This is a genomic window from Serratia aquatilis (genome assembly GCF_044865145.1).
GTDB classification, from domain to species: domain Bacteria; phylum Pseudomonadota; class Gammaproteobacteria; order Enterobacterales; family Enterobacteriaceae; genus Chania; species Chania aquatilis.
The window spans coordinates 5,197,684-5,222,723 of sequence record NZ_CP173186.1 but is presented as its reverse complement, the minus strand read 5'-3'; the positions used below and the strand labels follow the sequence as shown (position 1 = coordinate 5,222,723).

Sequence of the window (25,040 nt, the reverse complement as noted above, 5' to 3'; positions counted from 1 at the left end):
TGCGGTGCTTGAGGTTGATGACAAAGTCGCCTTCTGACCCGAGATACCCGGGCCTAGCGCACCGAGGGGCGCTCCGACGGCTTACGCCGTTACGACCCCATCGGCACGCTCTCCCTAATAACGGGGTTTGTCAGCAGTCTGAAGCACCGCGATGCGGTGCTTTCGGAGGGGCTAGCCGGTGTTACGCATCCCGGCAGCGACACCCGCAATGGTGACCATCAGCGCTTGTTCAACACGTGCATCCGGTTGCTCCTGCTGGCGCGAACGGTGCAACAGCTCGGCCTGCAAGACGTTGAGCGGGTCGGTGTAAACGTTTCGCAAGGCAATGGACTCGGCAATCCATGGCAGATCCTCCATCAAATTGTCGTCGTTGGCGATAGTCAGAATCACTTTGATGTCACTTTCCAACTGTTCGCGCAGCTGTTTACCCAGCGGCCAGAGGGATTCATCCACCAGACGCTGATCGTAGTATTCGGCCAACCACAGGTCGGTCTTGGCGAACACCATTTCCAGCATCGCGATACGGGTGGAGAAGAATGGCCAATCGTGGCACATGGCTTCCAACTGATCCTGCTTACCGGCCTTAACGGCTTCCTGCAGACCCGCACCGGCACCTAACCATGCTGGCAACATCAGGCGGTTTTGCGTCCAGGCAAAGATCCATGGGATAGCACGCAGGCTCTCTACGCCACCGTTCGGGCGTCGTTTGGCCGGGCGAGAACCCAACGGCAGTTTCCCCAGTTCCTGTTCAGGCGTTGCGGCGCGGAAGTAAGGCACGAAGTCCGGGTTTTCCCGCACATAGCCGCGGTACATTTTGCATGAAGTTTCTGACAGTTCATCCATCAGTGAACGCCACTCTTTCTTCGGCTCCGGCGGTGGCAACAGGTTGGCTTCCAGAACGGCACCGGTATAGAGCGCCAGGCTACTGATAGTGACTTCTGGCAGACCGAACTTGAAGCGGATCATCTCGCCTTGTTCGGTTACGCGCAGGCCGCCTTTCAGGCTACCCGGCGGTTGTGACAGTAAGGCCGCGTGCGCAGGCGCACCACCACGACCAATCGAACCGCCACGGCCATGGAACAGCGTCAGCGCGACCCCGGCTTTCTCACAAGTTTTGATCAAGGCATCCTGCGCACGGTATTGCGCCCAGGAAGCGGCCATCACGCCTGCGTCTTTTGCCGAATCTGAATAGCCGATCATCACCATCTGTTTGCCTTGAATAAAGCCACGATACCAGTCGATGTTGAGCAGTTGCGTCATTACGTCGTCGGCGTTGTTCAGATCGTCGAGGGTTTCGAACAGCGGCGCTACCGGCAGCGCGAATGGGCAACCCGCTTCTTTTAGCAGCAGGTGCACGGCCAGCACGTCAGATGGTGTACGTGCCATGGAAATCACATAAGCGGCAATCGAACCTTGCGGTGCTTCGGCGATAACCTGACAGGTTTCCAGCACTTCCCGAGTTTCAGCACTCGGATCCCACTTCAACGGCACCAGCGGGCGCTTGGAGTTCAGTTCGCGGATCAGGAAAGCCTGTTTGTCTGCTTCCGACCAGCTTTCATAATCACCTAACCCCAGATAACGCGTCAGTTCGGCAATGGCTTCTGTATGACGGGTGCTTTCCTGGCGCACATCGATGCGAACCAGAGGTACGCCAAAGCAACGCACGCGGCGCAGGGTATCCAGTAACTGCCCATTGGCAATGATACTCATGCCACAGGCCACTAATGATTGATAACAGGCATACAGTGGCTCCCACAGTTGTTCGTTGTTTTCCAACAGATCGTGTGGGCGCAGTACGCGTTCGCCTTTCAGACGGCCTTCAAGATAGGCCTGGGAGTTCATTAATTGGCTGCGCAAGCGCTTCATCAATTCGCGGTAAGGTTCCTGTACCTCATCACCACCGGCCAGCAAACGCAGTTCCGGGGTACATTCGGTCATCGACAACTCGGATACCAGCACCTGGATGTCGCGGGTAAACAGATCGCAGGCCTTCCAGCGGCTCAGTAACAACACGTGTCGGGTAACTTCCGCCGTTACGTTCGGGTTACCGTCACGGTCGCCCCCCATCCAGGAGGTGAAGCGAATAGGTACCGCCTCTACCGGCAAGCTGTAATCAATGGAGTTTTCTAGTTGCTCGTTAAACTCACGCAGGAAGGCAGGCACGCCTTCCCACAGGCTGTTTTCCACCACCGCAAAGCCCCACTTGGCTTCGTCGATAGGCGAAGGGCGATTTTTACGGATCTCGTCGGTATGCCAGGATTGCGCAACCAGTTGACGCAAACGGCGCATGATTTTATTGCGCTCGTAGTCCGCCAGATCGTTGTGATCTAGCTGGCTGAGGCAGGTGTTAACCTCAACCAGTTTATGGATCAGGGTACGGCGAGTAATTTCTGTTGGATGCGCCGTGAGTACCAGCTCGATAGAGAGATCATCCACCGCTTTTTGTAGATCTCTATCGCTGAGTTTTTTGTCTTTCAGCCGTACAAACAGTTGGGCCAGTGCTTCCGGATTACTGGCGGCTTCACCATGAGGTGAAATACTGTGATATTGCTCGGCAACGTTGGTCAGATTCAGGAACTGACTGAAGGCGCGGGCAACGGGCAGCAGTTCATCGTTAGACAGGTTTTGCAATGTTGATAGCAACTCCTGGCGATGCGCTTCATTACCGGCACGTGAAGATTTGGAAAGCTTACGGATAGTTTCAACGCGATCGAGAATATGCTCGCCCAGCGCTTCTTTAATGGTATCGCCGAGCAATTTGCCGAGCATACTGACATTACTTCGCATTGCCGAATATTGTTCGTTCATATAACCCCTGGCCCAATTCTATGCATACTCATTCTCCCGGGTTGCGGTGTTGCTCACCACCACCTGAAAGCCGCGAGTACATGATTTCTCATCTTGTAAGTAAATTTCACGTGTCTGGCAAAGACCGACTGTTTTTCCAGCCACGTTCCTGTCCAATCATCAATTGACACTATTTTCAGCAAAAAAACATCAATTTCAGCACATTTTCTGAAATTTAATTACGGGCCGCCGGTTATCAGTCTGGCTTATTGGCCTGATTTTCAACCGTTAAAGAGCTAAGGGGATGGTAAATTATCCCCCTATATTTAGTGTGGATTTATTGCTGGCAGAAATGGTCAACCAACTGCCCTAACAGCTTGCGCGTCGGTTCAATAAACGCGGTATCGAGATATTCATCCGGCTGATGTGCCTGATTGATCGAGCCGGGGCCCAGAACCAGCGTTGGGCAGACCTCCTGAATAAATGGCGCTTCAGTGCAGTAGTTGACGACTTCGGTGCGTGAACCCAGAAGTTTTTCGATTACCGCCACCATATGATGATCGGTTGGGCATTCGTAACCTGGAATGGGCGGATGGAGTTCATCTATCGACAAACGTCCTGGCCAACGCTGGCTAACTGGCTCCAACGCTTCATGTAACAGTTCGTTGATGTTATCCAGCGTCATGCCAGGCAGCGGGCGGATATCCATATGCAATTCACAGCAGGCGCAGATCCGGTTAGCGGCATCACCGCCACTGATATGGCCGAAGTTCATGGTTGGATAAGGGACGGCGAACGCTGGGTTGTTGTAGCGCTCTTGTAGCGTCTTGCGCAATTCCATCAGATGACCGATGGATTCATGCATCAGGTCGATCGCGTTAACTCCACGCGCCGGATCGCTCGAATGACCCGATTGGCCGACGATGCGGATTGCATTGGAAATATGCCCTTTGTGCGCACGTACCGGCTTCAGGGAGGTGGGTTCACCAATAATGGCGAAATCCGGGCGAACCTTGCTGGAAGCCGCAAAGTAACGTGCGCCAGCCATCGTCGTTTCTTCATCTGCCGTTGCCAGAATATACAGTGGCTTAGTCAGCTTGCTGGCATCAATATCGCGAACCACATCCAGGATAAAGGCAAAGAAGCCTTTCATGTCGGCAGTACCCAAGCCGTAAAGCTTGTTATCGTGCTCGGTCAAGGTAAAGGGATCTCGTGTCCACCGGCCTTCGTCGTACGGTACCGTGTCGGTATGGCCCGCCAGCAGCAGGCCGCCACTCCCTTCACCAATGCTTGCCAGCAGGTTGAATTTGTTGCGGGTACCTGGCACGGGTTGTACGTCGACACGGAACCCCAAATCATGGAACCAGCCCGCCAGCAAGTTGATTAATGCTTCATTACTCTGATCGAGAGCACCATCGGTGGCACTGATCGATTTTGTCGCAATCAATGCCCGGTACAACTCAATAAATGGAGGTAATTTCATCTTCACTGTTGACAGCCTTTGGTTAGGATAGTATCAATATTCATGCATTTATTTTGAATAAAAATACAGTAAGCAGGAGCGTAAGGGAACTATGCCCATGTGTGTGTAAAAACATCAACGCTCTACCACGTGGGTGAACCGCGCAACAACGCGACCAAACCCTATTACCTGGGTCGCCAGAGACTCTGATAGCTAGCCAAGAAGGTGAAAGGCCACATGTTGAATACGCTGATTGTTGGTGCTAGCGGTTATGCTGGAGCAGAGCTCACGGCTTACCTGAATCGCCACCCACATATGAACATAACCGCTTTAGCGGTTTCAGCGCAAAGCACAGATGCAGGAAAATTGCTTTCTGACCTGCACCCTCAATTGAAAGGTATCGTCGATCTGCCTTTGCAACCGCTGGTTGACGTTGCTGAAGCGGCCAAGGGTATCGACGTGGTGTTCCTCGCGACCGCACACGAAGTCAGCCATGACATCGCTCCGGCCTTTTTGGCGGCGGGCTGTGTGGTGTTCGATCTTTCAGGTGCTTTCCGCGTACAGGATATTGATTTTTATAGTCAGTATTATGGCTTTAAACACCAGCATGCGGATTGGTTGGCGAAGGCTGCGTATGGGTTGGCGGAGTGGCAGAGTGAAGAGATCCGCCAGGCCCAACTGATTGCCGTACCGGGTTGTTACCCAACGGCGGCACAATTGGCGCTGAAACCGTTGCTGGAGAAGCAACTGTTAAATCTGGATCAATGGCCAAACATCAACGCCGTCAGCGGTGTCAGTGGGGCCGGGCGCAAGGCCAGCATCGGCACCAGTTTCTGTGAGGTCAGCCTGCAACCTTACGGCCTGTTTAACCATCGCCATCATCCTGAAATTGTTGCTCATCTTGGGGTACCGGTCATCTTTACCCCCCATCTGGGTAATTTCCCACGTGGTATTTTGGAAACTATCACCTGCCGCCTGAAAACCGGGGTGACCGAGCAGGATGTTGCTGCGGCATATCATGCGGCCTACGACCAAAAACCGCTGGTACGGATATATGAAAAGGGCGTCCCAGCACTGAAATCAGTGGTGGGCTTACCCTTCTGCGATATCGGTTTTGCCGTGCAGGGTGAACACCTGATTGTGGTAGCAGCGGAAGACAATCTATTGAAAGGTGCGGCAGCTCAGGCGGTTCAGTGCTTGAACATCCGTTTTGGGTTCCCGGAAACCCAGTCATTAATCTAATGTCTGCCCAACAGATTCCAAGCTGCAACGATGCGGTAAGCGGCGGCTTGAAAGATGGCGGGCAAGTGTGAGTAAAACAGCAATGAATCCATTAATTATCAAGTTGGGTGGCGTACTTCTGGACAGTGAAGAGGCGCTGGAGCGCTTGTTTTCCGCGCTGGATATCTATCGCCAGGAACATCAGCGGCCGCTGGTGATCGTGCATGGTGGCGGTTGCGTGGTGGACGAGTTGATGAAGCAACTCTCCCTGCCGGTCGTCAAGAAAAATGGTTTGCGTGTTACCCCAGCCGATCAGATCGACATCATAACGGGTGCCTTGGCGGGTACGGCGAACAAAACTCTGTTGGCGTGGGCGGTAAAACATAAAATCGATGCGGTTGGGCTCAGCCTTGCCGATGGTGGGAGCGTTGTTGTCACGCAGTTGGATCCCGCTTTGGGTCACGTAGGCAATGCGCAACCAGGTTCTCCGGCACTGCTCAATACCCTGTTGGCTGCCGGTTATCTGCCCGTGATCAGTTCCATCGGCATTACTGCCGAAGGTCAACTGATGAACGTGAACGCCGATCAGGCGGCGACGGCGCTGGCGGCTACGCTAGGGGCAGATTTAATTCTGCTGTCGGATGTCAGCGGCATTCTCGATGGCAAAGGGCAGCGTATAGCGGAAATGACGGCGCAAAAAGCAGAACAACTGATTGCTCAAGGTATCATTACCGATGGTATGGTGGTGAAGGTGAATGCGGCACTGGATGCAGCGCGCACGCTTGGCCGCCCGGTGGAGATCGCCAGTTGGCGCAATGCCGAAAAGCTTCCTGCTCTGTTTAATGGTGTGCCGATTGGTACCCGGATCCTCGCTTAAATTTAGTATTAAAAAGGAATAATACAATGCAAAACAAAGGCATCAAGAAAATCGTTCTGGCGTACTCCGGTGGCCTGGATACCTCGGCCATCATTCCATGGCTGAAAGAAAACTACGGTGGTTGCGAGGTTGTCGCCTTCGTAGCGGATATCGGTCAGGAGCGCGGCGATCTGGAAGGCGTTGAGCAAAAAGCGCTGCAATCCGGTGCCTCTGAGTGTCATGTTGTCGATCTGCGTGAAGAGTTTATCCGCGATTACGTTTACCCGGTGCTGCAGACCGGTGCGTTGTACGAAGGCAGCTATCTGCTCGGTACATCGATGGCGCGTCCGATCATCGCCAAAGCCCAGGTTGAGCTGGCATTGAAAGTAGGCGCTGACGCGCTGTGCCATGGTGCGACCGGTAAAGGCAACGATCAGGTTCGTTTTGAAACTACCTATACCGCATTGGCGCCACACCTGAAAGTGGTGGCTCCTTGGCGTGAGTGGAACCTGCGTTCCCGTGAAGCCCTGTTGGATTACCTGAAAGAGCGTAATATCCCAACTACCGCGTCGCTGGAGAAAATCTATAGTCGTGACGAAAACGCCTGGCACATTTCCACCGAAGGTGGCGTGCTTGAGAGCCCGTGGAATGCGCCAAACAAAGATTGCTGGGTATGGACGGTCGATCCACTGCAAGCACCGGATCAGCCAGAGCAGGTAACAGTTACCGTAGAGAAGGGGCGCGTTGTTGCCGTCAACGGCGAAGCCATGAGCCCGTACAAATGTCTGGAAACCCTGAACGTGCTGGGTGCCAAACACGGCGTTGGCCGTATCGATATCGTGGAAAACCGCTTGGTTGGCATCAAATCCCGTGGTTGCTACGAAACCCCAGGAGGCACCATTATGGTTGCCGCACTGCGTGGTGTTGAGCAGTTGGTCCTGGATCGCGATAGTTTTAAATGGCGTGAGCAGTTGGGCCTGGAAATGTCCTACGTAGTCTATGATGGCCGTTGGTTTGCGCCACTGCGTCGCTCCATTCAGGCTTCTGCGCAGGCACTGGCTGAAGAAGTTAACGGCGAGGTGGTATTGCAACTGTACAAAGGCCAAGTCACGGCAATCCAGAAAAAGTCTGCCAATAGTCTCTACTCAGAAGAGTTTGCTACCTTTGGCGAAGACGAAGTTTACGATCACAGCCATGCTGGTGGCTTTATCCGTCTGTTCTCGCTCTCTTCCCGTATCCGTGCGTTGAACGAGAAGAAAAAGTAAACTTGGTTTAGCGTCAGTTTAAAGGGGTGCAGCATGCTGCGCCCTTTCGCATACTTATTCAGGAGTAAAATTATGGCACTTTGGGGCGGAAGGTTCAGTCAGGCGGCAGACCTGCGGTTCAAACAGTTAAATGATTCTCTGCGCTTTGACTATCGCCTGGCGGAGCAGGACATTGTTGGTTCCGTCGCCTGGTCAAAAGCACTGGTAACCGTCAATGTATTGACGCCTGCGGAGCAACAGCAGCTTGAGCAGGCATTGAATGTGCTGTTGGAAGAGGTGAGAGCCGACCCACAGGCGATTGTTAACAGCGATGCTGAAGACATTCATAGTTGGGTAGAACAGAAACTGATCGACAAAGTCGGCGATCTGGGTAAAAAACTGCATACCGGCCGCAGCCGTAACGATCAGGTAGCGACCGATCTGAAACTGTGGTGCAAACATCAGGTCAGCGAACTGCATCAGGCACTGGTACAACTGCAGCAGGCGTTGGTAGAAACCGCTGAAGCCAATCAGGATGCGGTCATGCCCGGTTATACCCACTTGCAGCGCGCACAGCCGGTGACTTTTGCCCACTGGTGCATGGCGTATGTTGAAATGCTGGCGCGTGACGAAAGCCGCCTGCAGGACACCCTGAAGCGTCTTGATGTTAGCCCGTTAGGCAGCGGTGCCCTTGCGGGCACGGCGTATCCGATCGATCGCGAACAACTTGCCGGGTGGCTGGGTTTTGCTTGTGCCACGCGCAACAGTCTGGACAGCGTTTCTGACCGCGACCACGTACTGGAACTGCTGTCTAATGCCGCCATCAGCATGGTGCATCTGTCGCGTTTCGCCGAAGACCTGATCTTCTTCAACAGCGGCGAAGCCGCATTTGTCGAACTTTCGGATCGGGTAACCTCGGGTTCATCGCTGATGCCGCAAAAGAAAAACCCGGATGCGCTGGAGCTGATCCGTGGCAAATCTGGCCGCGTGCAAGGGGCGTTAACCGGCATGATGATGACGCTGAAAGGCTTGCCGTTGGCCTATAACAAAGATATGCAGGAAGACAAAGAAGGGTTGTTCGACGCACTCGACACCTGGATGGATTGCCTACAGATGGCCGCGCTGGTACTCGATGGTATTCAGGTGAAACGCTCACGTTGCCAAGAGGCAGCGCAGCAGGGTTATGCCAACGCCACAGAACTTGCCGATTATCTGGTCGCCAAGGGAGTACCATTCCGTGAGGCGCACCACATCGTTGGTGAAGCGGTGGTTGAAGCAATTCGTCAGGGAAAACCGTTGGAAGACCTGCCGTTGGAAGACCTGCAGAAATTCAACAGCGTGATTGGTGACGATGTTTATCCGGTATTGTCACTGCAATCCTGCCTGGATAAAAGGGCTGCCAAGGGCGGCGTTTCTCCACAACAGGTCGCAAGTGCGATTTCTGAGGCTAAGAAACGTTTGGGGTGATAGCGTTTTAACAGGGCTGAACTTACTCGGCCCTGATTGAGCCGGGCACACAGGTAGCGGTTCAGGCTGACACCTTCCTCCATGGCGTTGATTGGCAAACGCCGATGCTGCTCTGGCGTTAGGCGTAGCACCAGTTTGGGGTGTATTACGCAAAAACCGGGCACAGCGGCCCGGTCTGATGTTTTGCAGAGATGAATATTTATTCACCAGGGCAGCGCTGGCAGCGTTCCGCCTCTGACTCCCCCAGCTTGAGTTTGGCTTGCAGATCGCGCAGCGCGGTACGCAAGCCTTCTTCGATCACCGGGTGGTAGAACGGCATATCCAGCATCTGGTTGATGGTCATCTGTTGCTGATGCGCCCAGGCCAGCAGATGAGCGATGTGTTCCACTTCTGGGCCAATCATTTCAGCCCCAAGGAAACGGCCTGTACCCTGTTCGCCGTAGACGTGCAGCAGGCCCTTGTTACGCAGCATCACGCGGGAACGGCCCTGATTTTCAAACGACACCTCGCCAACTTCAAAACAGCCACAGGCACTGAATTTCTGATTCAGTTCACGGAAGGTGGAACCGACCATGGCGATCTGCGGGTCTGAGAACACCACAGAAATTGCGCTACGGCGCAGGCCCGGGTTAATTTCCGGGAAGCTACCGGCATTTTGCCCGGCAATGCGTGCCTGATCGCTGGCTTCATGCAACAGTGGCAACTGGTTGCTGGCATCTCCGGCAATGAAAATATGCGCTACGCTAGTCTGCATGGTGAGACGATCGGCATGTGGAACGCCTTTGGCATCGAGCTGCAGGTTGGTATTTTCCAGCCCCAGTTTGTCCACATTTGGCCGACGGCCCGTGGCAGCAAGCACATAATCCACCATGGTTTCCTGGGTTTGGCCTTGCCGGTCCTGATAGCGGATATAAACCTTGTCACCTTCACGCTGCATGATGTCTACTTTGGCGTCTGGGTCGAGATAGAACTCCTCACCCAGCTTTTGCGCGGCATATTTGCGAACGGTACTGTCGGTCAGTGGGCCAACGGCACCACCCACACCAAAAACCTTTGTCTCAACACCGAGACGATGCAGGGCTTGCCCCAGTTCCAGCCCAATCACACCGGGGCCGAAAACTGCAACAGACTGGGGAAGTTCATCCCAATTAAAAACATCATCATTGATGATCAAACGATCCCCCAGTTCGTTCCAAGCTGCAGGCCAGCTTGGGCGTGAACCGGTGGCAATCACAATCCGCTGCGCCACGATGCGTGTATGATCGTCAACCTGCAGGGTATTGTCGTCAATGAAACGGGCGTAACCCTGAATTTTGTCCGTTGCAGGAATGCTTTCGACACCTTCCAGTACAAAGCCGACAAAACGATCGCGTTCGCGTTTGACGCGATCCATCACTTCGCGGCCATTGATGACTGTTTTGCCGGATGAATACACGCCAAACCCCGGAGCTCGTTCGAGCTGATGCACGGCTTCTGCTGCGGCAATCAGTAATTTGGAGGGCATGCAACCAACACGTGCGCAGGTGGTGCCAAAAGGTCCCCCCTCGATCATCACCACGCTGGGGGTAGAAAGTTTGGCTGCGCGATAAGCGCCCAGACCGGCAGTACCGCCACCGATAACGGCGACATCGACATTTAACTGTTTCATATCCGCTCCTGAATACCTCTTGATTTGCAGACCCTGGTGTTTAAAAAAGGGCGGGCTTGGCCCGCCAAAGGTTGATGTTTATTCCCCTCTGTTTTTCAAACGGCGGAAGGTTTAACCGCCTATAAAATTCATTGGGTGTTTTTTATCATTCAGGCCGACAGAAAGGTTTCCAAGTCATCGCTGCCACCAATATGGCGGCCACCGATGAACACCTGCGGTACGGTAGCGCGGCCGCTGACAGCTCGCAGACTGACCGTTGTCGCATCTTTACCCAACATGATCTCTTCATATTGGATGCCACGTTCTTGCAACATCTGTTTCGCTTTGGCACAGAACGGACAGCCTGGTTTGGTAAACAGGGAAACCGATTCTTGTACTTTGAACTCGGGGGCCAGGTATTTCAGCATGGTGTCTGCATCAGACACTTCAAACGGGTCACCCGGCTTGTTTGGTTCTACAAACATTTTTTCCACTACGCCATTACGCACCAACATCGAGTAACGCCATGAACGTGGACCAAAACCTAAATCGGCTTTCTCGACCAGCATGTTCATGCCTTTGGTGAATTCACCGTTGCCATCAGGTACGAAGGTAATATTTTCGGCGTGTTGGTCTGCTTTCCAGGCATTCATCACAAAGGTGTCGTTTACGGAAACACACAGGATGCTGTCGACGCCGTGTTGTTTGAACACGCCGGCCAGTTCGTTATAGCGTGGCAAGTGGCTGGAAGAACAGGTTGGGGTAAATGCGCCTGGTAAAGAGAAAACGATAACGTTTTTGTCTTTAAACAGATCGTCAGTAGTTACATCAATCCACTGGTCACCTTGGCGGGTGTGGAAAGTAACTTGAGGGACTTTTTTGCCTTCTTGACTGGTAAACATTGATTAACCCCTTAATTAGGAAAATAAATTTCTAGCGCTGGTGATGTGCCATTTCGTTGATGAGCATTATTCACGCTGGGGGTTGATAGTTCTAATCACTCATTGCTATCTTATCTATCGTCATGAGCTATCATGGTATAGAGGACAACAATGAATATTCGTGATTTAGAGTACCTGGTCGCCTTGGCCGAGCACCGCCATTTTCGGCGTGCTGCCGATTCGTGCCATGTCAGCCAGCCCACACTGAGTGGGCAGATCCGCAAGCTGGAAGACGAGTTGGGTGTGATGTTGCTCGAGCGAACCAGCCGTAAAGTGTTGTTCACTCAAGCGGGTTTATTGCTGGTGGAACAGGCGAAAACTGTGCTGCGCGAAGTTAAAGTCCTCAAGGAAATGGCAAGCCAGCAGGGTGAGGAGATGTCCGGCCCTCTGCATATCGGTCTGATCCCCACCGTCGCGCCTTATCTACTGCCGCAAATTATCCCAACGCTGCATAAAACGTTCCCCAAGCTGGAAATGTATCTGCATGAAGCACAAACCCACCAGTTATTGGCACAACTCGATAGCGGCAAGTTGGATTGCGCGATCCTGGCCTTGGTGAAAGAAACCGAAGCGTTTATCGAAGTGCCATTGTTTGATGAGCCGATGAAGTTGGCTGTGTATTCCGATCATCCATGGGCGCACCGCGATCGTGTGGCGATGTCTGATCTGGCCGGAGAAAAACTGTTGATGTTAGAGGATGGGCACTGCTTACGTGACCAGGCTCTGGGCTTCTGCTTCCAGGCCGGCGCTGATGAAGACACCCATTTCCGTGCAACCAGCCTGGAAACGTTGCGCAACATGGTCGCAGCAGGCAGTGGGATCACGTTGTTGCCAGCGCTTGCCGTACCGCGTGAACGTGAACGCGATGGCGTCTCCTACCTGGATTGCTACAAACCGGAACCGAAGCGTACCATTGCTCTGGTGTATCGCCCCGGCTCCCCGCTGCGTAGCCGCTACGAGCAGTTGGCTGAGGCGATCCGTGAGCACATGCAGAATGACATGGGCATGGACTTAAAACAGGCGGTTTAATCCGTTGAGCGCGGCAACACGGTAAGCTTCTGCCATGGTCGGATAATTGAAGGTAGTATTAACGAAATACTCGATAGTATTGCCTTCACCTTTCTGTTCCATGATCGCTTGGCCAATGTGGATGATCTCTGCCGCACGTTCACCAAAGCAGTGGATCCCAAGGATCTGCAGCGTTTCACGGTGGAACAGGATCTTCAGGCTGCCAACGTTCACACCAGCAATTTGCGCTCGTGCCAGATGTTTGAACTGAGCGCGGCCCACTTCATAGGGAACTTTCATTGCGGTCAACTCTTGTTCGGTTTTGCCGACGGAGCTGATTTCCGGAATGGTGTAAATACCGGTTGGAATATCCTCGATCAGATGCCCGCTACTTTCGCCTGCGGAAATCGCCCGTGCGGCAATGCGCCCTTGATCGTAAGCCGCTGAAGCCAGGCTCGGGTAGCCGATTACGTCGCCAACAGCATAGATGTGTGCGACGGCGGTTTGATACATGCTGTTGACCTTGAGTAGGCCCCGGCTATCGGCTTCCAGGCCGACATTATCCAGACGTAACGAATCGGTATTACCGGTACGGCCATTGGCGTAAAGCAGACAATCGGCCTTCACCTTTTTGCCGGATTTAAGGTGAACAATAACACCGTCATCCGTGCCTTCGATCTTCTCGAACTCTTCGTTGTGGCGTATCACCACCCCGTTATTCCAGAAATGGTAAGACAAGGAGTCTGACATTTCTTGATCGAGGAAGGCCAGTAGACGATCGCGGGTGTTAATCAAATCCACTTTGACGTTCAATCCACGGAAGATCGACGCGTATTCACAGCCAATCACCCCAGCACCATAGATAATCACATGGCGCGGTTCGTGGTTCAGTTCAAGAATGGAGTCACTGTCATAGATGCGCGGATGCTTAAAATCAACGCCGCTTGGGTGGTATGGACGCGAACCGCAGGCGATGATGATATGGTCGGCGCGGATCGTATCCTGAGTGTTATCCCTATACTTCACGCTGACGGTATTGGCGTCGATAAAGTGGGCATCACCGGCAAACAGTTTGCATTGGTTACGTTCGTAAAACCCTTGGCGCATACGCGTCTGCTGATTAATAACGCTATCAGCGTGGCGTAAAATATCGGGGAAGGTGGCGCTGAGAGTGCGGGAGTTGTTGTAAAGTGGGTTCTGATTGAATTCGATGATGCGGCTGACGGCGTGGCGGAGGGCTTTCGAGGGGATGGTTCCCCAGTGGGTACAACCGCCACCCACGCTATTGTACCGTTCAATCACCGCTACGCGGAGACCTTGTTTCACCAGCCCCATGGCGGCACCTTCACCACCAGGGCCCGAGCCAATAACAATTGCGTCAAATTGATAGTGCTGTTGCATGTGGAGAGACCTGTCTTTATACAAATTTACAACGGTATCTTAACACCTTCGGGTTGTGAGCCCAATGACCATTAGGTTTTTTGGGGCGAAGCGCAACCAACGTTATACGGAACTGTGACAAGGCGCGTTTGCACAAATGCTGTTGCAATAAATTTGCTATATTGCCAGTTCTGCGGCGTTAGACTGAAAGAAGGGAAGTTATCCGGATATGCAAATGGGCGTCAGAGCACAACAAAAAGAACGGACGCGTCGTTCCCTGATTGAAGCGGCCTTCAGCCAACTCAGTGCTGAACGCAGTTTTGCCAGCCTGAGCCTGCGCGAAGTCTCACGTGAAGCGGGTATTGCGCCCACTTCATTTTATCGTCATTTTCGCGATGTGGATGAACTCGGCCTCACTATGGTGGACGAGAGCGGTTTGATGCTGCGCCAGTTGATGCGGCAGGCACGTCAGCGGATTGCCAAAGGTGGGAGTGTGATCCGAACGTCGGTTTCTACCTTTATGGAGTTTATCGGTAATAATCCCAATGCCTTCCGGTTATTATTACGCGAGCGTTCCGGAACCTCCGCTGCATTCCGTGCAGCGGTAGCTCGAGAAATTCAACATTTTATCGCTGAACTGGCAGATTATCTTGAACTGGAAAACCATATGCCGCGCAGCTTTACCGAAGCGCAGGCGGAAGCCATGGTGACCATTGTGTTCAGTGCCGGTGCCGAAGCGTTGGATGTTGATATTGAGCAACGGAGGCAGCTTGAAGAGCGTTTAGTCTTGCAGTTGCGGATGATTTCCAAAGGGGCTTATTACTGGTATCGCCGTGAACAAGAGAAAGCATCTGTATCCCACGTTTAGAAAGGTGAAAGTGATGGAAAAACCAGGCCGTGAGAATGGAACTTTACTGCTGGCATTTATTGCTGGCCTGTCAATTAACGGCTCTTTCGCCGCGCTGTTCAGCTCGGTGGTGCCGTTTTCGATCTTCCCGCTGATTGCTTTGGCGCTGGCGGCGTATTGCCTGCATCAGCGCTATCTTAATCAGCCAATGTCTGACGGTATGCCAAAACTGGTCGCTGCCTGCTTCCTGTTGGGGATCCTGGCATTCAGTGCTTACGTGCGTGTGGAATATCCACAGATTGGTTCTAATTTCCTGCCGGCGATCATCAGTGTGGCACTGGTATTCTGGATTGGTCTGAAGCTGAAGGCGCGTAAAGCGCTGGTTGAAAGCCCTTTGCAATAAGACAATAAGGTGGGTGCCTCGCGCCCACCTTTTACCCCAATCGGTTAAGCAAACTTCTCCAGCAACACACCGCATTCCATATGATGGGTGTAGGGAAACTGATCGAACAGCGCCAGCCGGGTGATTTTATGGGTTACCTGCAATGTGCTCAGGTTGGCACATAGTGTTTCAGGATTGCAGGAAATATAAAGGATACGTGGGTAAGCCTGTACCATCTTCACCGTTTCGTCATCTAATCCACTGCGCGGAGGATCGACGAAAATTGTCTCACAGTTATAGCTACTCAGGTCTATGCCTTGCAGGCGGTTAAACTCACGAACGCCGTTCATTGCCTGTGTAAACTCTTCCGCAGCCATACGTATAATCTGTACGTTGTCGATATGATTGGCCGCGATATTGTATTGTGCTGCCGCCACCGAAGGTTTGGCGATCTCAGTGGCCAACACTCGCTCGAAGTTGCGTGCCAGAGCCAGAGAAAAGTTACCATTACCGCAATACAACTCCAGCAGGTCGCCTTTTGAACCTTGGGTTACCGCCAAAGCCCATTCTAGCATTTTCACGTTCATCCCGGCGTTTGGCTGGGTGAAACTGTTTTCTACCTGGCGGTAAATCATGTCGCGGCCACCCACCTGTAGCACTTCATCAACATGGTCCTGGTCTAGCAGAATTTTCATTTTCGACGCACGACCAATCAGATGCAGATCGAAGCCTTGAGCACGCAATGCATCACGTAGTGCGGTAGCCTCCCGTAACCACTGGTCGTCCAGCTTGCGATGGTATAGCAGAGAGGCCATGATTTTTCCGCTCTGCGTCGATAGATAGTCAATCTGAAACAGTTTATGGCGCAGCGTGGGATTTGGCCTGATGGCAGTCATCAGCGCGCTCATCAATTGGTTAATCAGTTTGCTGGCGGCCGGGAAAGTGTTAACGCGGATGCGCTGTTTCGTCTGCTGATCGAACATGATGTGGTACATATCATCTTCATCATGCCAAATGCGAAACTCAGCACGCATACGGTAGTGTTCAACCTGCGAGCGGAACACCTCCGGCTCTGGAGCCGTGAACGGTGACATCATCGTCTTCAGACGGGCAGTTTTCTCTGCCAGTTGTTCGTCGTAGCGTTCAATAGGCAAAATCTCGGGTGTCATGTTCTTCTCGTCAGGCAAATTTGATCTGCGGGGAATTGTAGGGATTCGGCCTGTGAAGTCCAGTTTTGTTGTGCCGAACCGTGGTAACTGCATTGGAGGTCTGGATATCTATTTTCATTGATCGTAGCATTGCCGTCCGGCCTCAAGCAGCGAGTGAAAAGGGAATCCAGTGCAAATCTGGAGCTGACGCGCAGCGGTAAGGGGAAGTCACGGCGATAGCGTCTTAACATGGAATAGGCCTCACCCATTTCTCAACGTTAAATGATGCAGACACTGTCCACTGCTGGATGGGAAGTCATCGCCCGGTGCGCTTTGCTAATGGCAACCTGCAAATCCCAAGCCCGAAAACCTGCCGGTGTACGTCGCAATATCCATCGCCGTCGCGAATTATCGACTATGGGCCTGCGGCATCCGCCAATTAAGTTTGGATGCTTTTCGTAATGACAATGATAAAAAATACACTGCTGGCGGTGGTTTCCTCCGTGACGGCATTTTCTGGCTGGGCGCAAGACAACACCTCCACTAATAACCACGATAAGCTGGTGGTGACCGCCAACCGCTTTCCTCAGCCGGTATCTTCCGTTCTGGCTCCCACTTCTGTAGTGACGCGTTATGATATCGATCGCTGGCAGGCTAAAAGTGTGGTTGATGTTATGCGCCGTTTGCCGGGTGTCGATATTTCCCAAAATGGCGGGTTGGGGCAGAGTTCCGCCGTGTTCGTCCGCGGTACTGAATCCCGGCATGTGCTGCTGTTGGTTGATGGTGTTCGCCTTAATCAGGCTGGGCTCAGTGGTTCCTCAGATTTGAGTCAGATCCCGATTTCCCTGGTACAACGGGTTGAGTATATCCGTGGCGCTCGTTCTGCGGTATATGGCTCAGATGCTCTTGGTGGGGTCATCAACATTATTACCCGGCGAGAAAAGAATGGCACCACGCTTTCAGCCGGTATAGGCTCCAATGGTTATCAGGCCTATGACGGCGCAACCCAGCAACAGTTGGGCGAGAGCACCATTGCGACCATCGCGGGTAACTACACCTATACCAAAGGTTATGATGTGGTGGCGAACCTGCCGGACAGTTTTGGTAATCCGGCCCAGCCCGATCGCGATGGCTTTATGAGCAAGTCGTTGTATGGCGAACTGCAACATCAGTTTACCGAGCAGTTGGGCGCTTTTGTTCGTGGCTATGGTTACGATAATCGCACCGGGTATGATGGTAACTATAACTTTCAGGATCCTCAGCATCCCGACGCATTGCCAGACACTCGCCAGCTATATAGCCAGTCTTGGGACAGCGGTCTGCAATATCGTGAAGGAATTTATGCGACACAGTTGACCGCTGGCTATGCCCACAGCAAAGACTACAACTATGATCCCAAATATGGTCGTTATGCCACGTCTTCCACTCTCGATGACACCACACAATATAATGTGCAATGGGGTAATAACTTCCGGGTTGGCCAAGGTAGTATCAGTACGGGCGTCGATTGGCAGGAGCAGACATTGGAGCCCGGCACGGCGTATATCAGTGACAGCAAGAGCCAGCGCAATACCGGGCTTTATCTCACGGCACAACAGCAATTTGACGCTTTCACTCTGGAAGGGGCCGTGCGCGGTGATGATAACTCTACCTTCGGCTGGCATGACACTTGGCAAACCAGCGCTGCCTGGGAGTTTATTGCAGGATATCGTGCCATTGCTTCTTATGGTACTGCGTTCAAGGCGCCCAACCTTGGGCAACAATACGGGCGCTTTGCCGGTAATCCGAATCTGAAGCCGGAAGAGAGTAAACAGTGGGAGGGTGGGGTTGAAGGGCTAACCGGCTCGGTGAGCTGGCGCATTACGGGTTATCGCAACGATATCGATAATCTTATTGACTACATTTACAGTGGATCCGGCTCCTCTTATTACAACGTCGGTCAGGCAACGATTAAAGGCATTGAAGCCAGCGCTTCATTTGATACCGGCCCGCTAACTCACCAAATCAGCTATGACTATGTTGATCCGCGTAATGCTCAAACCAACGAGATCCTGCTGCGACGTTCCAAGCAACAGGTAAAATATCAACTGGACTGGCAGCTCTATGATCTTGATTGGGCGGTAACGTACCAATATCTGGGGGAGCGATACGATCGCGATTACAGCGGTTATCAGACTCGGACTCTGAAATTGGGGGGAGTGAGTCTGTGGGATCTTGCAGTTTCGTATCCTGTCACATCTCATCTTACAGTTCGTGGTAGAATCGCCAACCTGTTTGATAAAGATTATGAGACAGCTTATGGCTATGTCACTCCAGGAAGAGAATACTACCTCACTGGAAGCTATACCTTCTAAATCCGCTGCGACTCTGCGGCCAACAGTGCTGGTATTTGATTCCGGTGTTGGTGGCCTCTCCGTATATAAGGAGGTTCGGCAATTACTGCCGGATCTCCACTATATCTATGCTTTCGATAACGTGGCATTCCCTTACGGCGAGAAATCCGAAGAGTTTATCATTGGGCGCGTACTGGAAATTGTCAGCGCCGTTCAGCAGTGCCACCCTCTTGCGCTTGTCATCATTGCCTGTAATACCGCTAGCACCGTATCTTTGCCCGCACTGCGTGAGCGTTTTGTTTTTCCGGTCGTGGGTGTGGTGCCTGCTATCAAGCCCGCGGCTAAACTCACGGCTAATGGCACTGTTGGATTATTGGCAACGCGTGGCACGGTCCAGCGTACATATACCCGTGAGCTGATTGAACGCTTCGCAGCGGATTGCAAGATTGAACTGCTTGGTTCTTCTGAATTGGTAGAACTGGCGGAAGCCAAGTTGCATGGCGAAGCGGTACCGCTGGCAACACTGAAGAGAATACTGCAACCTTGGCTGAACATGCGCGAGCCACCAGACACGGTAGTCCTTGGGTGTACCCACTTTCCTTTATTGTCTGAAGAATTGATGCAAGTGTTACCTGAAGGGACGCGTCTGGTTGATTCCGGGGCGGCTATAGCGCGCCGTGCTGCCTGGCTTATCTCTACACAGGAAAACCTGATCTCATCTCAGGAAGAGAATCTGGCGTATTGCATGGCATTAAATGATGCCACTGATGCTCTTTTACCCGTATTACAGGGCTATGGCTTTAATTCGTTGAAAAAACTACCGATTTAAGTGGCTTTTGATTAAACATTCGACGGTCAGAAAAAAAATTGAAATTAGGGGTTGCGGCGTTCTCAGAACTCCCTATAATGCGCCTCCACTGACCGGGAACAACGACTGACAAGTCGCCCAGCCAAGAAGCAGCAAGCCGGTGAAAACACCACTTCTTAATAAGAAAAAGGCTTGACTCTTCAGCGGGAAAGCGTATTATCTGCCTCCCGCGTTACCGAGAAACATAACGGTAACCGACGCTCTTTAACAATTTATCAGACAATCTGTGTGGGCACTCACAAGACGATATCCAGCTGCTTAGGCAGCAAAAAAATATCAAGTCTTGAAGAGTGACCAAGCAGTAATTCATGCGAATGAATTATTACGAAAGTTAATTTTCGAGCATCGCTGCACGAGTTGCAGCAAATCAAGCTTTTAATTGAAGAGTTTGATCATGGCTCAGATTGAACGCTGGCGGCAGGCCTAACACATGCAAGTCGAGCGGCAGCGGAAAGTAGCTTGCTACTTTGCCGGCGAGCGGCGGACGGGTGAGTAATGTCTGGGAAACTGCCCGATGGAGGGGGATAACTACTGGAAACGGTGGCTAATACCGCATAACGTCTTCGGACCAAAGTGGGGGACCTTCGGGCCTCACACCATCGGATGTGCCCAGATGGGATTAGCTAGTAGGTGGGGTAATGGCTCACCTAGGCGACGATCCCTAGCTGGTCTGAGAGGATGACCAGCCACACTGGAACTGAGACACGGTCCAGACTCCTACGGGAGGCAGCAGTGGGGAATATTGCACAATGGGCGCAAGCCTGATGCAGCCATGCCGCGTGTGTGAAGAAGGCCTTCGGGTTGTAAAGCACTTTCAGCGAGGAGGAAGGGTTTGGTGTTAATAGCACCATTCATTGACGTTACTCGCAGAAGAAGCACCGGCTAACTCCGTGCCAGCAGCCGCGGTAATACGGAGGGTGCAAGCGTTAATCGGAATTACTGGGCGTAAAGCGCACGCAGGCGGTTTGTTAAGTCAGATGTGAAATCCCCGAGCTTAACTTGGGAACTGCATTTGAAACTGGCAAGCTAGAGTCTTGTAGAGGGGGGTAGAATTCCAGGTGTAGCGGTGAAATGCGTAGAGATCTGGAGGAATACCGGTGGCGAAGGCGGCCCCCTGGACAAAGACTGACGCTCAGGTGCGAAAGCGTGGGGAGCAAACAGGATTAGATACCCTGGTAGTCCACGCTGTAAACGATGTCGACTTGGAGGTTGTGCCCTTGAGGCGTGGCTTCCGGAGCTAACGCGTTAAGTCGACCGCCTGGGGAGTACGGCCGCAAGGTTAAAACTCAAATGAATTGACGGGGGCCCGCACAAGCGGTGGAGCATGTGGTTTAATTCGATGCAACGCGAAGAACCTTACCTACTCTTGACATCCACGGAATTTGCTAGAGATAGCTTAGTGCCTTCGGGAACCGTGAGACAGGTGCTGCATGGCTGTCGTCAGCTCGTGTTGTGAAATGTTGGGTTAAGTCCCGCAACGAGCGCAACCCTTATCCTTTGTTGCCAGCACGTGATGGTGGGAACTCAAAGGAGACTGCCGGTGATAAACCGGAGGAAGGTGGGGATGACGTCAAGTCATCATGGCCCTTACGAGTAGGGCTACACACGTGCTACAATGGCATATACAAAGAGAAGCGACCTCGCGAGAGCAAGCGGACCTCATAAAGTATGTCGTAGTCCGGATCGGAGTCTGCAACTCGACTCCGTGAAGTCGGAATCGCTAGTAATCGTAGATCAGAATGCTACGGTGAATACGTTCCCGGGCCTTGTACACACCGCCCGTCACACCATGGGAGTGGGTTGCAAAAGAAGTAGGTAGCTTAACCTTCGGGAGGGCGCTTACCACTTTGTGATTCATGACTGGGGTGAAGTCGTAACAAGGTAACCGTAGGGGAACCTGCGGTTGGATCACCTCCTTACCTAAAGATATGCAGTTGAGTGCAGTGTCCACACAGATTGTCTGATGAAAAAGTAACGAGCAGAAATACCTTTATAGGCTTGTAGCTCAGGTGGTTAGAGCGCACCCCTGATAAGGGTGAGGTCGGTGGTTCAAGTCCACTCAGGCCTACCAAATTCTTCCTCATACTGCGTTGCTTCCTCACTCGCATATTTCAATATGCGTCGCGAGATCGCGCCTTGTCTGAGAAAGAATTAACTCTTTTACGAGTGGTAATCAAAGGTATCTGCACGGACGTATGGGGCTATAGCTCAGCTGGGAGAGCGCCTGCCTTGCACGCAGGAGGTCAGCGGTTCGATCCCGCTTAGCTCCACCATATAGTCCTTGATAATACTTCAGAGTGTACTGGCAACAGTATGCTGCGAAGTATTTTGCTCTTTAACAATCTGGAACAAGCTGAAAATTGAAACCTGACAGCTGAAACTTATCTCTCCGTAGAACTATTGAGATAAGAACTAACCTGTCAGAGAGTCTCTCAAATGTTTACAGCACGAAGTGCGTCGAAAGACACCTTCGGGTTGTGAGGTTAAGTGACTAAGCGTACACGGTGGATGCCTAGGCAGTCAGAGGCGATGAAGGGCGTGCTAATCTGCGATAAGTGTCGGTAAGCTGATATGAAGCGTTACAACCGGCAATACCCGAATGGGGAAACCCAGTGCAATTCGTTGCACTATCGTTAAGTGAATACATAGCTTAACGAGGCGAACCGGGGGAACTGAAACATCTAAGTACCCCGAGGAAAAGAAATCAACCGAGATTCCCCCAGTAGCGGCGAGCGAACGGGGAACAGCCCAGAACCTGAATCAGGGTGTGTGTTAGTGGAAGCGTCTGGAAAGTCGCGCAGTAAAGGGTGATAGCCCCGTACACTAAAATGCACATCCTGTGAGTTCGATGAGTAGGGCGGGACACGTGACATCCTGTCTGAATATGGGGGGACCATCCTCCAAGGCTAAATACTCCTGACTGACCGATAGTGAACCAGTACCGTGAGGGAAAGGCGAAAAGAACCCCGGCGAGGGGAGTGAAATAGAACCTGAAACCGTGTACGTACAAGCAGTGGGAGCCTTCTTAATGGGGGTGACTGCGTACCTTTTGTATAATGGGTCAGCGACTTATATTTTGTAGCAAGGTTAACCGTATAGGGGAGCCGTAGGGAAACCGAGTCTTAACTGGGCGAATAGTTGCAAGGTATAGACCCGAAACCCGGTGATCTAGCCATGGGCAGGTTGAAGGTTGGGTAACACTAACTGGAGGACCGAACCGACTAATGTTGAAAAATTAGCGGATGACTTGTGGCTGGGGGTGAAAGGCCAATCAAACCGGGAGATAGCTGGTTCTCCCCGAAAGCTATTTAGGTAGCGCCTCGTGAACTCATCTTCGGGGGTAGAGCACTGTTTCGGCTAGGGGGCCATCCCGGCTTACCAACCCGATGCAAACTCCGAATACCGAAGAATGTTATCACGGGAGACACACGGCGGGTGCTAACGTCCGTCGTGAAGAGGGAAACAACCCAGACCGCCAGCTAAGGTCCCAAAGTCATGGTTAAGTGGGAAACGATGTGGGAAGGCATAGACAGCCAGGATGTTGGCTTAGAAGCAGCCATCATTTAAAGAAAGCGTAATAGCTCACTGGTCGAGTCGGCCTGCGCGGAAGATGTAACGGGGCTAAACCATGCACCGAAGCTGCGGCAGCGACGCTTAGGCGTTGTTGGGTAGGGGAGCGTTCTGTAAGCCGTTGAAGGTGGACTGTGAGGTCTGCTGGAGGTATCAGAAGTGCGAATGCTGACATAAGTAACGATAAAGCGGGTGAAAAGCCCGCTCGCCGGAAGACCAAGGGTTCCTGTCCAACGTTAATCGGGGCAGGGTGAGTCGACCCCTAAGGCGAGGCCGAAAGGCGTAGTCGATGGGAAACAGGTTAATATTCCTGTACTCGGTGTTACTGCGAAGGGGGGACGGAGAAGGCTAGGCTAGCCGGGCGACGGTTGTCCCGGTTTAAGCGTGTAGGGGGTGTGACCTGGTAAATCCGGTTGCATATCAACCCTGAGGCGTGATGACGAGTCACTACGGTGGCGAAGTGGTTGATGCCAAGCTTCCAGGAAAAGCCTCTAAGCATCAGGTAACATCAAATCGTACCCCAAACCGACACAGGTGGTCAGGTAGAGAATACTCAGGCGCTTGAGAGAACTCGGGTGAAGGAACTAGGCAAAATGGTGCCGTAACTTCGGGAGAAGGCACGCTGGCGCGTAGGTGAAGAGACTTGCTCTCGGAGCTGAAGCCAGTCGCAGATACCAGCTGGCTGCAACTGTTTAATAAAAACACAGCACTGTGCAAACACGAAAGTGGACGTATACGGTGTGACGCCTGCCCGGTGCTGGAAGGTTAATTGATGGGGTTAGCGGCAACGCGAAGCTCTTGATCGAAGCCCCAGTAAACGGCGGCCGTAACTATAACGGTCCTAAGGTAGCGAAATTCCTTGTCGGGTAAGTTCCGACCTGCACGAATGGCGTAATGATGGCCAGGCTGTCTCCACCCGAGACTCAGTGAAATTGAACTCGCTGTGAAGATGCAGTGTACCCGCGGCAAGACGGAAAGACCCCGTGAACCTTTACTATAGCTTGACACTGAACATTGAGCCTTGATGTGTAGGATAGGTGGGAGGCTTTGAAGTGTGGACGCCAGTCTGCATGGAGCCAACCTTGAAATACCACCCTTTAATGTTTGATGTTCTAACTCGGCCCCGTAATCCGGGGTGAGGACAGTGTCTGGTGGGTAGTTTGACTGGGGCGGTCTCCTCCCAAAGAGTAACGGAGGAGCACGAAGGTTAGCTAATCACGGTCGGACATCGTGAGGTTAGTGCAAAGGCATAAGCTAGCTTGACTGCGAGAGTGACGGCTCGAGCAGGTACGAAAGTAGGTCTTAGTGATCCGGTGGTTCTGAATGGAAGGGCCATCGCTCAACGGATAAAAGGTACTCCGGGGATAACAGGCTGATACCGCCCAAGAGTTCATATCGACGGCGGTGTTTGGCACCTCGATGTCGGCTCATCACATCCTGGGGCTGAAGTAGGTCCCAAGGGTATGGCTGTTCGCCATTTAAAGTGGTACGCGAGCTGGGTTTAGAACGTCGTGAGACAGTTCGGTCCCTATCTGCCGTGGGCGTTGGAAGATTGAGAGGGGTTGCTCCTAGTACGAGAGGACCGGAGTGAACGCACCACTGGTGTTCGGGTTGTCATGCCAATGGCACTGCCCGGTAGCTAAGTGCGGAAAAGATAAGCGCTGAAAGCATCTAAGCGCGAAACTTGCCTCGAGATGAGTCTTCCCTGGGCCTTTAAGGTCCCTGAAGGAACGTTTAAGACTAAGACGTTGATAGGCTGGGTGTGTAAGTGCAGCGATGCATTGAGCTAACCAGTACTAATGATCCGTGAGGCTTAACCTTACAACACCGAAGGTGTTTTGTATTTGAGAGAGAAAGATTTTCAGCGAAGTTCCCAGATTGGTTCTGATGGCTGTACGC

At 52.4% G+C, this 25,040-nt stretch carries 16 protein-coding genes, 2 tRNA genes, 2 rRNA genes and 1 riboswitch; of the genes, 13 read left to right on the top strand and 7 right to left on the bottom strand.

From position 1 onward, the window contains the following. Positions 1-171: 171 nt before the first annotated feature. Positions 172-2,808 carry a phosphoenolpyruvate carboxylase gene (ppc, locus tag SAQUA_RS23725; RefSeq protein WP_380674311.1) on the bottom strand — a complete coding sequence of 879 codons (2,637 nt, stop codon included), beginning with the start codon at positions 2,806-2,808 and terminating at the stop codon, positions 172-174. A gap of 316 nt (positions 2,809-3,124) precedes the next feature. Next, on the bottom strand, positions 3,125-4,270 hold the full coding sequence (gene argE, locus SAQUA_RS23720) for an acetylornithine deacetylase (protein WP_380674342.1): 1,146 nt from the start codon (positions 4,268-4,270) through the stop codon (positions 3,125-3,127). 216 nt (positions 4,271-4,486) lie between these two features. Between argE and argC the strand changes: the two genes are divergently transcribed. The 4 genes from argC (at position 4,487) to argH (ending at position 9,037) form a co-directional block, all read left to right on the top strand. Beyond that, positions 4,487-5,491: an N-acetyl-gamma-glutamyl-phosphate reductase gene (argC, locus tag SAQUA_RS23715; protein WP_380674313.1), complete on the top strand. Its 1,005-nt coding sequence runs from the start codon at positions 4,487-4,489 to the stop codon at positions 5,489-5,491. Between the two features lie 82 nt (positions 5,492-5,573). Further along, positions 5,574-6,347: an acetylglutamate kinase gene (argB, locus tag SAQUA_RS23710; protein ID WP_380674344.1), complete on the top strand. Its 774-nt coding sequence runs from the start codon at positions 5,574-5,576 to the stop codon at positions 6,345-6,347. A 26-nt stretch (positions 6,348-6,373) separates the two neighbouring features. Next, positions 6,374-7,591 (top strand): argininosuccinate synthase, encoded by a 1,218-nt coding sequence (locus SAQUA_RS23705; protein ID WP_380674315.1) that lies wholly within the window; start codon positions 6,374-6,376, stop codon positions 7,589-7,591. A gap of 72 nt (positions 7,592-7,663) precedes the next feature. After that, positions 7,664-9,037, top strand: a complete 1,374-nt coding sequence (gene argH / locus SAQUA_RS23700; protein WP_380674318.1) for an argininosuccinate lyase — start codon at positions 7,664-7,666, stop codon at positions 9,035-9,037. Here the strand turns inward: argH and SAQUA_RS23695 are convergent. The 3 genes from SAQUA_RS23695 to SAQUA_RS23685 all read right to left on the bottom strand — a co-directional run bounded on the left by SAQUA_RS23695 (position 8,926) and on the right by SAQUA_RS23685 (position 11,566). After that, complete coding sequence (locus SAQUA_RS23695) at positions 8,926-9,168, bottom strand: toxin-antitoxin system HicB family antitoxin (protein ID WP_404413224.1); 243 nt, start codon at positions 9,166-9,168, stop codon at positions 8,926-8,928. The genes argH and SAQUA_RS23695 overlap by 112 nt on opposite strands. A 68-nt stretch (positions 9,169-9,236) precedes the next feature. After that, a complete protein-coding gene (locus tag SAQUA_RS23690) occupies positions 9,237-10,685 on the bottom strand; it encodes a dihydrolipoyl dehydrogenase (RefSeq protein WP_380674322.1) in 1,449 nt (482 codons plus the stop codon). A 149-nt stretch (positions 10,686-10,834) separates the two neighbouring features. Then, on the bottom strand, positions 10,835-11,566 hold the full coding sequence (locus SAQUA_RS23685) for a glutathione peroxidase (RefSeq protein WP_380674324.1): 732 nt from the start codon (positions 11,564-11,566) through the stop codon (positions 10,835-10,837). A 150-nt stretch (positions 11,567-11,716) separates the two neighbouring features. On the opposite strand from SAQUA_RS23685, the gene oxyR reads away from it, so the two are divergent. Beyond that, the gene (oxyR, locus tag SAQUA_RS23680) at positions 11,717-12,634 is read left to right on the top strand and encodes a DNA-binding transcriptional regulator OxyR (protein WP_380674326.1); all 918 of its coding nucleotides are present in this window, start codon (positions 11,717-11,719) and stop codon (positions 12,632-12,634) included. Here oxyR and sthA read toward each other — a convergent pair. Further along, the gene (gene sthA, locus SAQUA_RS23675; RefSeq protein ID WP_380674328.1) at positions 12,617-14,014 is read right to left on the bottom strand and encodes a Si-specific NAD(P)(+) transhydrogenase; all 1,398 of its coding nucleotides are present in this window, start codon (positions 14,012-14,014) and stop codon (positions 12,617-12,619) included. The two genes, oxyR and sthA, sit on opposite strands and share 18 nt — an antisense overlap. Positions 14,015-14,228: 214 nt before the next feature. On the opposite strand from sthA, the gene fabR reads away from it, so the two are divergent. Beyond that, positions 14,229-14,861 (top strand): HTH-type transcriptional repressor FabR, encoded by a 633-nt coding sequence (gene fabR / locus SAQUA_RS23670; RefSeq protein ID WP_380674330.1) that lies wholly within the window; start codon positions 14,229-14,231, stop codon positions 14,859-14,861. A gap of 13 nt (positions 14,862-14,874) precedes the next feature. Next, positions 14,875-15,243 carry a YijD family membrane protein gene (locus SAQUA_RS23665; RefSeq protein WP_380674332.1) on the top strand — a complete coding sequence of 123 codons (369 nt, stop codon included), beginning with the start codon at positions 14,875-14,877 and terminating at the stop codon, positions 15,241-15,243. A 44-nt stretch (positions 15,244-15,287) separates the two neighbouring features. Here the strand turns inward: SAQUA_RS23665 and trmA are convergent, their stop codons facing one another. Continuing rightward, positions 15,288-16,391, bottom strand: a complete 1,104-nt coding sequence (gene trmA / locus SAQUA_RS23660) for a tRNA (uridine(54)-C5)-methyltransferase TrmA (protein WP_380674334.1) — start codon at positions 16,389-16,391, stop codon at positions 15,288-15,290. Between the two features lie 120 nt (positions 16,392-16,511). Continuing rightward, positions 16,512-16,763, top strand: a riboswitch (cobalamin riboswitch). Between the two features lie 68 nt (positions 16,764-16,831). Between trmA and btuB the strand changes: the two genes are divergently transcribed. The 6 genes from btuB to SAQUA_RS23630 all read left to right on the top strand — a co-directional run bounded on the left by btuB (position 16,832) and on the right by SAQUA_RS23630 (position 24,962). Continuing rightward, entirely contained in the window at positions 16,832-18,724 is a 1,893-nt protein-coding gene (btuB, locus tag SAQUA_RS23655; RefSeq protein WP_380674336.1) for a TonB-dependent vitamin B12 receptor BtuB, read from the top strand. Beyond that, entirely contained in the window at positions 18,669-19,532 is an 864-nt protein-coding gene (gene murI, locus SAQUA_RS23650) for a glutamate racemase (RefSeq protein ID WP_380674338.1), read from the top strand. Before btuB ends, murI begins: the two co-directional genes overlap by 56 nt. 415 nt (positions 19,533-19,947) lie before the next feature. Beyond that, positions 19,948-21,490: ribosomal RNA gene (locus SAQUA_RS23645) — 16S ribosomal RNA — on the top strand. Between the two features lie 75 nt (positions 21,491-21,565). Continuing rightward, positions 21,566-21,642 (top strand) — tRNA-Ile (locus tag SAQUA_RS23640). Positions 21,643-21,768: 126 nt separating this feature from the next. Next, positions 21,769-21,844: transfer RNA gene (locus SAQUA_RS23635), tRNA-Ala, on the top strand. Positions 21,845-22,052: 208 nt separating this feature from the next. Then, positions 22,053-24,962 (top strand): 23S ribosomal RNA (locus SAQUA_RS23630). Together the 16S and 23S rRNA genes with 2 tRNA genes alongside form the textbook arrangement of a ribosomal RNA operon. The last annotated feature ends 78 nt before the right edge of the window (positions 24,963-25,040 follow it).